The sequence below is a fragment of the Microvirga sp. HS2 genome (assembly GCF_055792805.1).
On sequence record NZ_JBVVAJ010000007.1, the window covers coordinates 81,161 to 95,146 of the forward strand.

13 protein-coding genes are annotated in these 13,986 nt (G+C 60.5%); 3 read left to right on the plus strand and 10 right to left on the minus strand.

The window, feature by feature from the left end; translation table 11 throughout:
* Positions 1-4: 4 nt before the first annotated feature.
* The 10 genes from ACS5Q0_RS08740 to ACS5Q0_RS08785 all read right to left on the minus strand — a co-directional run bounded on the left by ACS5Q0_RS08740 (position 5) and on the right by ACS5Q0_RS08785 (position 9,892).
* The gene (locus ACS5Q0_RS08740) at positions 5-904 is read right to left on the minus strand and encodes an NAD(P)-dependent oxidoreductase (protein ID WP_473126230.1); all 900 of its coding nucleotides are present in this window, start codon (positions 902-904) and stop codon (positions 5-7) included.
* Positions 904-1,683 (minus strand): FadR/GntR family transcriptional regulator, encoded by a 780-nt coding sequence (locus tag ACS5Q0_RS08745; protein ID WP_473126231.1) that lies wholly within the window; start codon positions 1,681-1,683, stop codon positions 904-906. The genes ACS5Q0_RS08740 and ACS5Q0_RS08745 overlap by 1 nt, the downstream gene beginning before the upstream one ends.
* Before the next feature lie 600 nt (positions 1,684-2,283).
* A complete protein-coding gene (locus ACS5Q0_RS08750) occupies positions 2,284-3,729 on the minus strand; it encodes an amidase (RefSeq protein ID WP_473126232.1) in 1,446 nt (481 codons plus the stop codon).
* 12 nt (positions 3,730-3,741) lie between these two features.
* A complete protein-coding gene (locus ACS5Q0_RS08755; protein ID WP_473126233.1) occupies positions 3,742-4,500 on the minus strand; it encodes an SDR family NAD(P)-dependent oxidoreductase in 759 nt (252 codons plus the stop codon).
* Between the two features lie 10 nt (positions 4,501-4,510).
* The gene (locus ACS5Q0_RS08760) at positions 4,511-5,272 is read right to left on the minus strand and encodes an SDR family NAD(P)-dependent oxidoreductase (RefSeq protein ID WP_473126234.1); all 762 of its coding nucleotides are present in this window, start codon (positions 5,270-5,272) and stop codon (positions 4,511-4,513) included.
* Positions 5,269-6,042 carry a polysaccharide deacetylase family protein gene (locus ACS5Q0_RS08765; RefSeq protein WP_473126235.1) on the minus strand — a complete coding sequence of 258 codons (774 nt, stop codon included), beginning with the start codon at positions 6,040-6,042 and terminating at the stop codon, positions 5,269-5,271. Before ACS5Q0_RS08765 ends, ACS5Q0_RS08760 begins: the two co-directional genes overlap by 4 nt.
* 74 nt (positions 6,043-6,116) lie before the next feature.
* Positions 6,117-6,914, minus strand: a complete 798-nt coding sequence (locus ACS5Q0_RS08770; protein WP_473126236.1) for an ABC transporter permease — start codon at positions 6,912-6,914, stop codon at positions 6,117-6,119.
* Positions 6,911-7,762, minus strand: a complete 852-nt coding sequence (locus ACS5Q0_RS08775) for an ABC transporter permease (RefSeq protein WP_473126237.1) — start codon at positions 7,760-7,762, stop codon at positions 6,911-6,913. The genes ACS5Q0_RS08770 and ACS5Q0_RS08775 overlap by 4 nt, the downstream gene beginning before the upstream one ends.
* Complete coding sequence (locus ACS5Q0_RS08780) at positions 7,759-8,841, minus strand: ABC transporter ATP-binding protein (protein WP_473126238.1); 1,083 nt, start codon at positions 8,839-8,841, stop codon at positions 7,759-7,761. Before ACS5Q0_RS08780 ends, ACS5Q0_RS08775 begins: the two co-directional genes overlap by 4 nt.
* A 28-nt stretch (positions 8,842-8,869) precedes the next feature.
* Positions 8,870-9,892: an ABC transporter substrate-binding protein gene (locus tag ACS5Q0_RS08785; RefSeq protein ID WP_473126239.1), complete on the minus strand. Its 1,023-nt coding sequence runs from the start codon at positions 9,890-9,892 to the stop codon at positions 8,870-8,872.
* Positions 9,893-10,110: 218 nt separating this feature from the next.
* On the opposite strand from ACS5Q0_RS08785, the gene ACS5Q0_RS08790 reads away from it, so the two are divergent.
* The 3 genes from ACS5Q0_RS08790 to ACS5Q0_RS08800 all read left to right on the plus strand — a co-directional run bounded on the left by ACS5Q0_RS08790 (position 10,111) and on the right by ACS5Q0_RS08800 (position 13,659).
* Positions 10,111-10,644, plus strand: a complete 534-nt coding sequence (locus ACS5Q0_RS08790; protein WP_473126240.1) for a MarR family winged helix-turn-helix transcriptional regulator — start codon at positions 10,111-10,113, stop codon at positions 10,642-10,644.
* Positions 10,645-10,816: 172 nt separating this feature from the next.
* The gene (gene ilvA / locus ACS5Q0_RS08795) at positions 10,817-12,496 is read left to right on the plus strand and encodes a threonine ammonia-lyase, biosynthetic (protein ID WP_473126241.1); all 1,680 of its coding nucleotides are present in this window, start codon (positions 10,817-10,819) and stop codon (positions 12,494-12,496) included.
* A 596-nt stretch (positions 12,497-13,092) separates the two neighbouring features.
* Positions 13,093-13,659, plus strand: coding sequence for a cold-shock protein (locus ACS5Q0_RS08800; RefSeq protein WP_473126242.1), 567 nt, complete (start codon positions 13,093-13,095; stop codon positions 13,657-13,659).
* Positions 13,660-13,986: the final 327 nt, after the last annotated feature.

The window sequence follows — 13,986 nt, forward strand, 5'->3', positions numbered from 1 at the left end:
CTCATCAGGCTGGCGTTCGGCTGGTCATCCGATCGTAGACCCGGAAAAGAGCCTGATTGCCGTTCGTGCCCTCGCCGTGGGCGCGTGCCTCGACATACTGGGTGGTCACGAGCGCCGTCCCCGGCAGCGGAACTGAAAGCGAGAGGGCCTGTTCCTGCACGAGGCGCAGATCCTTGATCATCAGGTCGATCCGAAAGCCAGCAGATACATCGCCGGCGATCATAGTCGGACCCAGCTTATCGAGCATCCAGGATGCGGCCGAACCGCCGAGAAGCACTTCCCGGAGCTGGTCGAGATCAACGCCGGAGGCGCGACCGAGCGCGAGCGCTTCGCAGATCGCTTGGAGATTGATGGCGCATACGAGCTGGTTGCAAAGCTTGACGGTCTGTCCGGCTCCGATCTCGCCCACATGGGTGATCGTCGTGCCCAGGGCCCGGAAATATGGCTCGGCGCGCAGGAAGGCGTCCTTGTCGCCGCCGACCATGATCGAAAGGGAAGCATTCCTCGCGCCGACCGGACCGCCGGAGACGGGTGCGTCGAGGAACGCTACACCCGCGGTCCTGAGATCGGCATGCATGCGCCGGACCGCGCCAGGCGCGATCGTGCTCATGTCGACGAAGAGCCGCCCCTGCGGAGGTGCGTGCAGAAGGCCGCCTTCGCCATAGACGATTCCTTCGACCTGCGGAGTATCGGGGAGCATGGAAATGACGATATCCGCATCCCTCGCTGCGTCCGCCACGCTTTCCGCAGCCGTCGCGCCATGGGAGCGGAGCTCGTTCACGGCATCTTTGCGGATGTCGTAAGCGCACACGGCATAGCCCGCTTTGAGCAGGTTGAGCGCCATTTCACGCCCCATCGTCCCCAGTCCGACGAACCCGACTGATTTTTTAGCATCTTTCTGCATCAGCGCGTCTCGCTTGTATCGTGTTGTCCCGGGGCGTTCCGGGTTCCGGGTGCGCCGATTGCTGCGCGACGGCGGAAATCGTCGCCGATCGCGAAATGCTCCCGCATGATCTTCTCCGCATGTTCGGGGTCGCGCCCTACGATCGCATCGAAGATGCGGCGATGGTCCTCGATCAGGTAGGTTTTCATCGTGTCGAAAACCTGGAGGAGTTCTCGGCGCCCCTGGTGAGATCGCATCAGGATCCCGGACATGGAATCATGCAGGACGAGGAGGGTTTCGGATTTTCCCGCCATCACGACGGTGCGATGAAATTCGAAGTCGGCGACGCCGCCGGCTTCGGCGTCATCAATGGTCTCGATGATGCGGGCGAGCGCCTGCTGAAGCTTCTCGAAATCCGTGACAGTGGCCCGCTCGGCTGCAAGCCGGACCGCCTGACATTCGATTGCGATACGCGCCTGCATCACGTCGTCGATGACTTCAGATTGCTGCGCGAAAGCGAACGTAAAGAAGTCATTGAGAACGCTGAGATCGGGGCGCCGAACGATCGTGCCAACGCGGTCACGGATCTCCACGACCCCGAGGACAGTCAAGGCACGCAAAGCCTCTCGCAAGATCGGCCGGCTCACGCCGAGCTGCGCAGCTAGATCGCGTTCAGGGATGAGCCGGTCACCCGGCCGCAAAGAGCCCGCGAGCAAGCGCTCGCGCAAGAAGGCGAAGACCTTCTCGAACCCTTTGCCGCCACTCTCCCTAAGCCGCGTGATCTCAAGATCAGCGGACATTTCTTTCTTACCGTGGTAAGACCAGAATACATACCAAGGTCATCCAGTCAAGCGAGGTAGCTTAGTCAACGCGTAGTAGTCGTGAGGGCCCTTTCGGGGCACTACGAGCGGACTGCAACGTTGCGGTCATAGCGACCCTGAAGGGGAGACGATGGCATTCATTGACGGCATTGGAATGAGCGTCCTACGAGACATACCTGCCCATCGCCGTGGCTTTGAGCCGCGGGAGCATCGCCGCAGTATATGCATGGCCGAGAGACGCCTCCGCGTCTGGCATATGTGTGGTCAGTGCACCGAAAGACGGAAAGCTACTGGTAATTGTACTCGGTACACGCTCAATCTCAGTTATAGCTTCGTGCCGGTGAGTTGCTGATGGACGCTCGCTAAACGGACCCACGCCTAAGCGATCGATCGCGGCTGATGAGGTTTCGGTTCTGGCCACACGTGCTCGGGCTTCGTGCAGGAGCGCATTGAACATGATCGTCACAAAACCAAGGTTCTGACCTGTCCACGCGCGGTCTTCGCCGGATCGCTGCGGTCCGAGATGCCCTAATCTTGATCCTTACGATGTGAAAGGAGCATGCTCGTTGTGGAGCGTGCTTATCCCCTCGACGGCCTTGCGTGCCCGATTCCAACTTCGGAGCGCATCTTTTCCGCCGCATGAGCTTTGAAGTCGAGACCCGCCTCCAGTTGATATGCAATATCAAGGAGGTAGCTTTCCTCGAACCAGCGGCCAACGAGCTGCAGGCCAATCGGAAGGCCAGCATTGGAAAAGCCGCAGGGCAAGGAAATCGCCGGATGTCCAGTCAGATTGAATGGGAATGTATAGGGGTACCAGGCTCCCCGGACCGTGCCCGCATCGCGCCCTGCGATCTCGATTCGCCCGAGTGGGTCGAGATCAACCGGAAGCGGCGGGGCTGAGAGCGTCGGCGAGGCTATCAGATCAAAACGAGACAGGATATCCTGGATCTGAAGGAAACACTTCGTTCTCGCAAACTGAGCGTCATGCAGATCCACGGCGCTATAGCCGCGCCCAGCCTCGATCGTCGCCCGCAGGGTCGGATCGAGCTTTTCCGGCGAGTGCTCGACATGCGAACCTAGCCGCGCCAACAGGAGGGATCGTAAAATCACCAGAAAATGCGACTCGAGCGAGACAAGGTCGAGTTCGATCGGTTCGACGATCATACCTAAGGATTCGGCCTGCTTCATCGCGGCGACGACGGATGTCTCAACCTCCGGATCGAGGATGTTGCCGCATCGGAGCAAGAAGCCGATGCGCGGACGATCGCCGTCCGCACGCACACGCTCCGGTACGGCGCTAATCTGTCCATACGGGTCTCGCCGATCAGGCCCTTTCAGGACGTCGAACATCAGTCGTGTGTCAGAGACATCGCGTGCCATCGGACCGACGAAAGAGTTCGCCCCAAACAGATCAGGGGCCTGAAGGTTCGGGATCAGACCGAGCGTCGCCTTCAGCCCCACTACGCCGCAGCAGGCAGCGGGAATACGGATGGAACCGCCTCCATCGGTGCCTAGTGCAAGCGGCCCCATACCGGCTGCGACTGCGACTGCGGCGCCCCCGGACGAGCCTCCACAGGTATAGTTCGAGTTCCATGGGTTGAGCGTCCGTCCGAAAAAGGGGCCCTCGGTGAACGGCTTGTGACCGAACTCTGGCGTTGTCGTCTTGCCGATCAGAATAGCGCCGGCATTTCGTGCGCGAGCGACGGCGACGGCATCGGTTGCGGGTACCGAGTTCGCGAACAGCGCGCAGCCTTGTGTCGTTGCAACGCCCTCAGTATTCGTCAGGTCTTTGACCGAGAACGGTACGCCATGAAGAGGGCCGAGTGAGGTGCCGCTCATCATGGCGGCCTCCGCCGTTCGCGCTTCTTCCCGGGCACGATCGGCACAGATCGCCATGAAGGCATTGAGTTCACGGCGCTCCTCGATCCGGTCGAGCGCTGCCTCGACTGCTTCGACCGGAGAAATCGTCCTCGTCTGAATCGCGGTCGCGAGATCCTTTGCGGAGAGATCGGCAATGGCAGTCATCGGGCCCTCTTGTCAGATCATCCACCGGCCGCCATCGATCAGCAGGGTCTGACCGGTGACATACCGAGCCTCTTCACTCGCCAGGAACGCGACGCAGCCAGCTACGTCTGCCGGCTCTGCGATGTATCCGGCGGGGGTCGAGGCCTTGATCTTCTCGATAACAGTGGGTGTGAGCCGGTCGTGAGCACGGGTACGAATAGCGCCAGGAGCGACTGCGTTGACCGTGACGCCGAAGGGCGCGAGTTCGCGGGCGAGCGAGCGGGTAAAGCCGATAATTCCCATCTTGGCCGCGGCATAATCGGCGAGGCCCGCATCACCTACAAGAGCCGCGTCGCTGGACATGTTGATGATGCGTCCGCCCCGCTCGCGCATGGACGGCACGACGAGTCGCGATAGGCGCATAGTTGTCAGCAGTGAGACCTCGAGAACGAAGCGCCATACGTCTTCCTCGGATTCATGAAAAAGCGCTGCCCGCTCACGTCCACTCTGGCCGACGTTATTGAACAGGATATCGACAGGGCCGAAGGCTGCGACGGTGCGGGTGTGGAACTCGGCGAGAACGGAGGTCTCGGTACAATCGCCAACCATGACCATCAATCGATCCGACGGAAAGCCACCACGGTAATCCTCGAACCCATCCTCCTCGCGGTCGATGGCGGCGACGCGCCCGCCCTCGCTCAGAAAGCGCCGGGCCGTTTCAGCACCGATCCCATGCGCGGCACCGGTGATGGCGATCGTCTTTCCCGAGAAGCGGCCGTGGTTCTCGCTCATTGCAGTCTCCTCAATGGAAGGTTCGCCCGCCGTCGACTGCAATCACCGTCCCTGTGACATAGGACGATTCCGCGCTTGTCAGCCATAGGATCGCGGCGGCGATTTCGTCGGGTGAGGCGATGCGCTGCAGAGCATAGCGGGCGCGGACGGCCTCGTAAGCAGCTTGAGGATCAGGTTCATGGTCGACGCTCGACCGGAACAACTCCGTCTCGACCGCGCCGGGGCAGATCGTGTTGACGCGAATGCCGAATGTCGCCGCCTCCATGGCTACGACTTTCGACGCCATTTGCAATCCGGCCTTGGACGCGCAATAGGCCGTACGGTGCTTCAGCGGCGACAATCCCGCTCCAGAGGACACATTGACGATGGTGCCGCCCCCCGCAGCACGCAGATATGGAAGAGCAGCCTGCATCACGCTCACTGGTCCAGTCAGGTTGACTGCGAGAACGCGGTCCCAGTCCGCCAGCGTCATTGCCTCAAGATCTGCGACGAGGTCGATTCCGGCCGCATTGACGACACCGTCGATGCCCCCGAGCACGTCTGCGGCGAAGGTGACGGCAGTGGCCACGGAGGCGCTGTCAGTAACATCAGCCGTTGCGACATGGATGGAGTGATTCGCTGGTGATTGTGCCAGCAACGCCAGTGCAGACACGTCCCGGTCGAGCGCAACAACCTTCGCTCCTTCGTCCACGAAGCGCTGGACGGTAGCGAGCCCTATTCCTTTTGCGCCTCCCGTGACCAGGATGCGCCGCCGGGTCAGAAGACCGCTCACCGCCGTGCCTCCGCTCTCGCCTTCACCAGGCTGGGACGCATGTCGTCGACAATCTCGTCGCAGCGGCCGATCCAGACATTCGGGTGCTTCACGGCGTGCTCAATCAATCCCTCAAGGACCTTGATACGAGAAGGCTGACCAATGATCTGCGGATGCATGCCGACCATCATCATGCGGTCTTCAGCATAGAGCACGTCGAACTCGCTCCGCCATGCCTCTAGTAGGGCTGATGGCGCCTGCATCGTGCGGCCGGGCAGTACGATGGAGTATTGAAAGAAGGGGGCATCATCGAGGACCCAGCGGAAGGGCAACTCGACGATATTTGTCTCCTTGCCCGCGACCGTATGAAGGTACGGCGAGTCGTCGTCGAAGAAGTTGGATGAGTAGTCGAAGCCGTACTCGACAAGCATCGGCATGGTGGCGGAGCTGATTTCGGCCGCTGGTGATCGCCAGCCACGTGGGTTCTTGCCGCTGACCCGCTTGATAGACTGAATTCCCTTCTCCATCTCCTCGCGCTCTTGCTCCGGCGTAAGTGACAGGATCCACGCGTGAGAATAGCTGTGATGCGCCAGCTCGTGACCGCGCTTCAAGATTTCCTCGATCAGTCCCTCGCGCTGATCAATGATAAGACCGGGAACGAAGAAGGTGGCTTTGATGCCGTAACGATCGAGAAGGTCAAGAATGCGTCCGGTTCCAACCTTCCAGCCATAGGCTCCCTGCGACATCAGGATCGGCCGGTTGGCATAGGAGGGGTCCCGCGCGGTCCACATGGTCTCAGCGTCGAGATCGAATGTGAGGAAGAGCGGGAAGCCTTTGCTGGTCAACGGCATAATATGAACTCTTTTCAGACGAAGCGATGGAAGCCGGCGCGACGTTCCGCGAGCAGGAGGATGATTCCTGTTGCGACGATGAGCAGTGTCGAGATGGCAGCGACGCTCGGATCGACGCCCATTTCGACGGATGAGAAAATTAGAACCGGCAAGGTCGTTTGGTTGGCGCCGATCAGGAAAATGGTCACGGGAACATTATCGAGCGAGGTGATGAAGGCGAAGAGAGCGCCTGCCACGAGACCGGGCTGAATGAGCGGCAGGGTAACGAGGCGGAAAGCCTCGAAGCCGCTGGCTCCGAGCACGCGTGCGGCCTCCTCGACTGCAAGGTCGAGCCCGCTTAGGCTCGCGAGTGCCGAGCGCACGATATATGGAACCGTGATGACAACATGCGCGAGAAGGAGGCCGACCAAGCTGCCGCGCAATCCTGTCAGACTGTAGAATTGGAGGAGCGCGACACCGATCACGACCGCTGGCAGAACCAGCGGTGCCATGAGAAAGGCGATGATCGCCTCCGACCCAGGGATCGACTTGCGGAACAAGGCATAGGCTGATGCCACCCCGAGTGCCAGCGAGATCGCGGTTGAGCCACAGGCCAGGATCAGACTCATCCGGATGGCTGAGAGATAGGCCGGATCGCTCAGCACCTTGCCGAACCAGGCAAACGTCAGACCTTGTGGCGGAATTGTGAGGTAGGACGTGGTGGAGAACGCCGCGAGGACCACGACGATCACCGGGATCTGCAGAAAAAGAACCACGGCAAAGGCCGCAATCGTCACGCCAAGGCCTGGACGAGTTTCGCCATCTGCCTTCATGCCATGCCCGCCCATCGTTTGGTCAACCGGCTCGACAGCCAGATGATTCCGATAGCCATGGCCGTTAACGCGAATGACAGTGCCGATCCGCTCGGCCAATCGAGAAGCTGCATATACTCATCATAGATCAGCGTCGCCATGACCTTGTAGGTCGGCCCGCCCAACATGCGTGGTGTCACAAGAGCACTGATGGTCAGAACGAATACGAGGATCGAGCCGGCGAGAATGCCTGGGGCAGACAGTGGCAGCGTCACCGAGGTGAAGACGTGAAGCCGGTTCGATCCCAACGTCGCGGCCGCTGCTTCGACATCACGTGGCACATTCCGGATTGCAGCGACCAGCATCAGGACCATGAAGGGGAGATAGATATGCGTCATTCCGATCATCAGCCCGGTCAGGTTGAACATCAGCTTGATCGGGGCCGAGATCATTCCCATCTGAATCAAGAGATTGTTGATGAGGCCGCGATTGGCCAGAAGGGCAATCCAGCCGAAAGACCTAACCACTAGGTTCAGCATCATCGGGAAAATCACGAGAAGGATCAGCGGCAAGCGCCAGCGTTCCGGGCCTCGTGCAATGAGGAACGCCAGCGGGTATCCCAACATGAGGCAGACAAGGGTCACGGATAGGCCGAGTCCGAGTGTCCGCCAGACTACTTCGCGGTAATACTCGTCAGTGACGATCCGGGTGTAGTTTTCCAGGGTCCAGACGCCCTTGGCCAGACCTGAACCCGGCATATACTCGCCGAAGCTCGTGGGCAGCAGCATCAGTACAGGAATCAGGAAGAAGCCTGCGAGCACCAGCGCCAGGGGCGCGATCAGGAGCAGGCCTTGCCGGACGGACATCATGCGCCGGCTCCCTCCGTTCGCATGGCAAAGACCAAATCGGCGTTGATCGCCAGCACCACCGGCGTATCCGGCGAGAGCGCAGCATGCGGCCCATGCGATGGTGTTTCGGCGATTAGTTCCACACCTCCTGGCAGGCGCACGACATACTGAACCCGCGCGCCGCTGAAGGAGCGAAGCGCGACAGTGCCTTGAAGGCCACCGGGCTCGCTTCCGTCGCTCAGGAGCCGGATGGCTTCCTGGCGGATGATGACGTCGACCTTCGTGCCCGCCGGCTGATCCAGGGATGCCGCAGGCAATTCAATGGCGTTGCCCAGTCGCACGACACCGCCTTTCCCGGTACGAGAGGCGACCGTGCCGGGAATTCGGTTCGGTTTTCCGATAAAGCTCGCGACGAAGCCGGTCGCAGGTCGACGGTAGATATCCTCAGGTGTTGCGAATTGCTGCATAACACCTCGGGCCATCACCCCGACGCGATCAGACATCGAGAGAGCCTCGCTCTGATCATGGGTTACGAAGAGCGTTGTGATGCCGAGTGCGCGCTGCAGACGCTTGAGCTCGATCTGCATCTCGTCCCGAAGCTGCGCATCGAGGTTGGAAAGGGGCTCGTCAAACAGCAGAACGCGAGGTTGCGGTGCGATGGCTCGGGCGATCGCAACACGCTGTTGCTGGCCGCCTGAAAGTTGACGCGGATAGCGCTCGCCGTAATCTGCGAGCCGAACCATCGCGAGAGCATCCTTCACACGTTTGTCGAGTTCCGCGCCTGCAACTTTGCGACGACGCAGACCGAATGCAACGTTCTCGTATACTGTCAGATGTGGGAACAGCGCGTAGGACTGGAAGACAAGACCCAGTCCACGTTTGTTCGGTGGCAATGCGGTGATATCGTCGCTGCCGATCAGAATACGCCCGCGGCTCGGTTGGACGAGACCAGCGACCATTCTCAGGATCGTCGTCTTGCCGCAGCCGGACGGCCCGAGCAGGGAGACGAACTCGCCCTCGTGAATCGTGAGGGAGATGTCGCTAACGATTGCGACATCTCCGTACGATTTACCCAGCCGCTCGAAGGATAGCGCGCTCATAGAAGCTCCTGCCAGTCAGACTGTTGGCTCAGCGTGCCACCTCACGCTGCCAGCGACGCGTCCAAGTGGGCGAGTTCTTGGCAATGATTTCGGGGTCAATGAACCAAGCCTTCTCGAGCGTTTCTCCGTAAGGAACGATCTTCTTGAGCTTGTCGGAGAGCTGAACCTTGGTGTTGACTGACCCGATATAGGCACGCTCGGAGAAGCAGGCTTGTCCCTCGGCCGAAAGGACTTGATCAAGGAATTTGTGCGCCAGTTCCGACTTCGTGGTGCCCTTAGGGATGATCACGGACGGCAGGATGCCCACGGCGCCTTCCTTGGGATAGGCGACAGCGAGCGAAAGTCCCTTGTCCATGGCGACGCCGGCACGATCCGGGTACCAGGGGGCGATTGCGATCTCCTCCCGCTCGAAGAGCGAGATCAACTGGTCCGCCTGGGTGTAGAGAACTGCAGCGCCTTTTGCGATCGGCCTAATCGCCTCGATGCCTGGATCGACATTTTCCAGCGTGCCGCCTTTGAGTTTGTTCAAGGCCAGGAAATAATGCAGGCCTGCGGTGCCGCTGATATCGCCGATGGCATATTTGCCGGCATAGGCCGGGTCGGCGAGATCGAGCCAGGAGGTCGGCGGCGTCTTGACCAGCTTGGGGTTGTACACGAGTGCGGTCGCGCTCACCATGGCGACAACGTAGCTGTCGTCCTTGCCCCAGGCCGTCGAAATGATGTCGCCGGCGTTCTTCAGCTTGGTCCGATCGATCCGCTCGTTGAGATTTTCGCCGTGGGTCTGAGCCGCCAGCGAGTTGTCGATATAGACCACGTCCATGTCCGATTTGCCGCCCGTCGCACGGAGCGCGGCCGCGAATTGCGAGGAATTGCCGAGCTTTAGGGATACGGTTGCGCCCGTGGCCTTCTCGAAGGCCGCGACATGGCACGCCTTGACGTTATCGGCAAACGAACCTCCGAACGCTCCCACCACCAACTCCTCGGCGCGGGCAATGACGGACAGGCCGGCCGTGAGTAAAGCGGCCGTCGTGTAGCGAAGACAATGGCTCATGGTTCCTGCTCCCATCTGGTTGCGGAGCAGGTGCCAGTGTTCTCCTGGCCTTGCGCCGCGAAGGCAGAGCTTCTGCCTTCCCTCTTGCAGCGAGCATGGCATGTGTCGATTTATCTTTCAAGAAAGATAATCGAAAGTTATATTGCATGGTCTCGGCCTCTGATAGCTTGCGGCGCAGCGCGCGTATCGGCTGGAAAGGCCTGATCGGGAGGACGACTATGCGCAATGGTGCGCTACGACATGCTAAGGCCGAAGAGGCAACTGCGTTTGTGGAGACGGATCGCATCGGCGCCGGCATGCAGCGATGGCATCGGGAATTTCCAGACGTGGACTGCTCCGGCAAAGCCGTTGTTGGCCGCCTGTTGCATCTGCACGAGATCTTTCTGACAGCGATCAATCGAACGCTCGCGAAGCATAGACTAAAGTATCCTGCATTCGCTGTTCTGGCGACGCTTCGGGTCGAAGGCGCGCCGTACCAGATGTCGCCGAAACAGTTGCTCGATTCGCTGATCCTGACCTCGGGTGGGTTGTCGAACCTGCTGCGCAGGCTGGAGAAGGCTGGCTATATTCGCCGGAAGGCGGATGACATGGACGGCCGAGGCGTCATCGTCGAATTGACCGAGCAAGGACGACGCTTGGTGGAGCCGGCGATGAGGGACCATGCGGAAACCGAGCGACGGCTTGTGGCGGCACTCTCAAAGGAGGAGCAGCGCACCGTTGCCTCAGCGCTGGGGCGAATGATGCTGAAGTAGGTGCCGCTTATATTCTTTCCTTATTGAATACAGACTGGGTTGGCGGCTGTGGTCACGAGAACCTACTTTCCCACGACACGGCCATATCAAGATCGCTTGGCGATTGTCATGTGATAACATGCTGATTTACGGTGCTGATGGCTGTGAGTGCTAACTAGCCCTAGCTTGCCTCTTGCCGTTCACCTCCCAACTGGAGCTCGATTTCGAGAGTGCTTCGCTCTCGCCCCATCATTTCCTCGGCCCGAGAAGCCATCGAGACTCTTGTTCTGGTCTGTTGCCGCTGATGGTAAAGGCACTGACAGGTTCAAGTCACAGGAGCGCGTCGAGCGTGCAAGACTACATACGAAAGATCCTGGCGGCTCGGGTTTATGATGTGGCGATCGAAAGTCCACTCGATCCCATGCGGCGCCTGTCGCAGCGGCTCGGTAGCCCGGTTTTCCTCAAGCGCGAGGATCTCCAGCCGGTATTCTCGTTCAAACTGCGCGGTGCTTACAACAAGATGGTGGGCCTGCCGCGGGAAATTCTTGAGCGAGGGGTGATTTGTGCCTCAGCCGGCAATCACGCCCAAGGGGTTGCGCTTGCGGCTCAGAAGCTGGGAGCCAAGGCGACTATCGTCATGCCGCGCACCACACCGGCTATCAAGGTCCAGGCGGTGAAGGGGCAGGGTGGTCGCGCAGTACTCCATGGCGAGAGTTTCGATGAGGCCTATACCCATGCCCGCCAGCTCGAGGCCGAAAAGGGTCTTACCTTCATTCATCCCTACGACGACCCGGACGTGATCGCCGGCCAGGGCACGGTCGGGATGGAGATCTTGCGCCAGCATCCCGATCCGCTCGAGGCTGTGTTCGTGCCGATCGGCGGAGGGGGGCTTGCCGCAGGTATTGCCGTCTATACCAAGTTCCTGCGTCCCACGGTGAAGGTAATCGGGGTTGAGCCGGAAGACGCGGGCAGTATGGCCGCCGCCCTTGCCGCTGGCGAAAGGGTCATCCTGAACCAAGTCGGCCTTTTTGCCGATGGGGTCGCCGTGCGACAGGTCGGCGAGGAGACCTTCCGGCTCTGTCGCGAGTTGCTGGACGAGGTCATCACCGTCAGCACGGACGAGATTTGCGCGGCCGTGAAGGACATCTTCGAGGACACGCGGGCGATCGCCGAACCTTCCGGTGCCGTCAGCCTTGCGGGGCTGAAGAAATATGTGGAGCGCGAGGGCGCGGAGCCCAACGGACTGGTCGCTATCAATAGCGGCGCCAACATGAACTTCGACCGGCTCCGCCATATTGCGGAGCGAGCCGAGATCGGCGAGCATCGGGAAGCCTTGTTGGCGGTGGCCATTCCTGAGCAGCCCGGCAGTTACCGCCGTTTCATCCAGCTTCTGGGCAGGCGCTCGATCACCGAGTTCAACTATCGTTATGCTGACCCTCACGCGGCGCGGATCTTCGTGGGCGTACAACTTTCTGAGGGAGATCTGGAGAAGCAGCAGATCGTCGAGATCCTGCGAGAGCAGGGCTATCCCGTGCTCGACATGAGCGATAACGAGATGGCCAAACTGCACGTACGCTACATGGTTGGCGGGCGTGCGCCTGGCCTGGAAGACGAATTGATCTTCCGGTTCCAATTCCCCGAGCGGCCCGGCGCCCTGCTCAAATTTCTCAACGGACTCTCCGGCACTTGGAATATCTCGCTGTTTCACTATCGCAATCACGGCGCCGATTACGGACGGGTTTTGGCTGGGGTTCAGGTTCCGCCTGCCGAACGGCCATTGTTGAAGCGCAGCCTGGATCTTCTCGGCTATCCCTACTGGGACGAGACCGACAATCCAGCCTATCGCGGCTTCCTGAGCAGTGGCGGGCTGTAGAGCTGGCCTCCATCCGTGACGAGCTCTTCGTGACGGAGGTCGTGTATCGTTCTCGTCAGATCGGCTTTGGAGTAAGGGCGCTTCTCGATCCATGCAGATTGCTGCGGAGCCGGGTTTCGGACCTTTCCATGGCCGTCGGGGCGGCTGGGATGAGGCGTGTCGGGGGATGAAGACGGGTCGCCATTTCCCCGCTGCCACCCTACGAGCATGCTGACATAGTCAGCGTCCAGGCTCAGAGCCTTGGCGAGGGGCAAATGGCCTTGGCAGGGCTCTCCCGGTCGCCCGCAAGGCATGCTCCCGGTCCGCAATCGGCCACCGTCGGGACTTCCGACCTCCGGGAATAGGCTGGTTCGGCGGGGCGGCAGCCTTTTTCGGCTGGTGGTAACTATGATGAGCGCTCCGTATGTTCCATTGGAGGTTATCGTCTTCTTGCGTTGTAAGGACAGGAGCGGTACGTCTGTGTTCCGCACGTTAATGTGTTCCGTATTCAAAGACAGAGGATGCTCCTGATGGGCCGGGGCAATGAACACCGTGATCGTCGACGTCAGTTCGGCGCTCGATCCACAGACTCCTGGGGCGATGAAGCTCCTTCCCCATTGTATGCGCGACCGGCGCGTCAGGAGGGGGGAGCCGTCGGCTACGGCAGCGAAGCCGAAGCCCGGGTCAAATGGTTCAATTCGGAAAAGGGATTTGGGTTCGTCGAGCTCACGGATGGCTCCGGTGAGGCCTTTCTGCACATCAGGCAGGTCGAGGCAGCCGGCCATTCGTCTCTGGAGCCCGGAACGACCCTGCGGGTGACGGTCGGCACAGGTCAAAAAGGCCCGCAGGTGACGGATGTCCTCAGTGTCGATGCCAGCACGGCCGCGCCCGAACCGCCTCGGCGTGGGTTTTCGAGCAGGGTAGGGCACTCGGGTGGCAACGCACGGCATGGGGCCATTCGTCAGGAGCCGGCCTCACCGACGATCCCGGGCGTGGTCAAGTGGTTCGACCGGGCGAAAGGTTACGGCTTTGTCACCGTCGAAGGTGAAAGCAAGGATCTCTTCCTGCATATCTCTGTCGTCGAGCGAGCCGGACTTGGCGAGCTGGCGCAGGGGCAAGCGGTCCGGGTCGCGGTCGTGGAGGGCCGCAAGGGGCGTGAGGTCGGAGCAATCGAGGTTGCTTAACGGGCCCATCCTGCCGACACAGGCATGAACCTCTTACGGAGGTTGAGCGGGATGGTGCATGTCCATGCCGATCCCGCTCAACCGACACGATACCTGCGCCGCTTTGAGTATTCCTTAGATCACGAGGGACGTCGGGCGGTTCTGCTGACTGAGGCTCTGGGCCGGCGCGGCCTCAGCGGGAAGACCGGGCCAGGCTCTGACCGACAGGCACGACTTCTGCGCTACCTCATCAGGCAGTTTATACAGAATAACAGTTCTTAAGAGAGGGGCTCCGCGGACTCGTACGAAACTTAATAACAATACCTTTGCTTGGTTTCAAGGAAGGTG

What these genes read in the sequence shown, in the direction of transcription:
- ACS5Q0_RS08750 (WP_473126232.1), bottom strand. Translation starts at nt 3,729, where the DNA reads ATGACTGCCATTGCCGATCTCTCCGCAAAGGATCTCGCGACCGCGATT.
- ACS5Q0_RS08755 (WP_473126233.1), bottom strand. Translation starts at nt 4,500, where the DNA reads ATGAGCGAGAACCACGGCCGCTTCTCGGGAAAGACGATCGCCATCACC.
- ACS5Q0_RS08770 (WP_473126236.1), bottom strand. Translation starts at nt 6,914, where the DNA reads ATGAAGGCAGATGGCGAAACTCGTCCAGGCCTTGGCGTGACGATTGCG.
- ACS5Q0_RS08765 (WP_473126235.1), bottom strand. Translation starts at nt 6,042, where the DNA reads ATGTGGACCGCGCGGGACCCCTCCTATGCCAACCGGCCGATCCTGATG.
- ACS5Q0_RS08740 (WP_473126230.1), bottom strand. Translation starts at nt 904, where the DNA reads ATGCAGAAAGATGCTAAAAAATCAGTCGGGTTCGTCGGACTGGGGACG.
- ACS5Q0_RS08745 (WP_473126231.1), bottom strand. Translation starts at nt 1,683, where the DNA reads ATGTCCGCTGATCTTGAGATCACGCGGCTTAGGGAGAGTGGCGGCAAA.
- ACS5Q0_RS08775 (WP_473126237.1), bottom strand. Translation starts at nt 7,762, where the DNA reads ATGATGTCCGTCCGGCAAGGCCTGCTCCTGATCGCGCCCCTGGCGCTG.
- ACS5Q0_RS08780 (WP_473126238.1), bottom strand. Translation starts at nt 8,841, where the DNA reads ATGAGCGCGCTATCCTTCGAGCGGCTGGGTAAATCGTACGGAGATGTC.
- ACS5Q0_RS08785 (WP_473126239.1), bottom strand. Translation starts at nt 9,892, where the DNA reads ATGAGCCATTGTCTTCGCTACACGACGGCCGCTTTACTCACGGCCGGC.
- ACS5Q0_RS08790 (WP_473126240.1), top strand. Translation starts at nt 10,111, where the DNA reads ATGCGCAATGGTGCGCTACGACATGCTAAGGCCGAAGAGGCAACTGCG.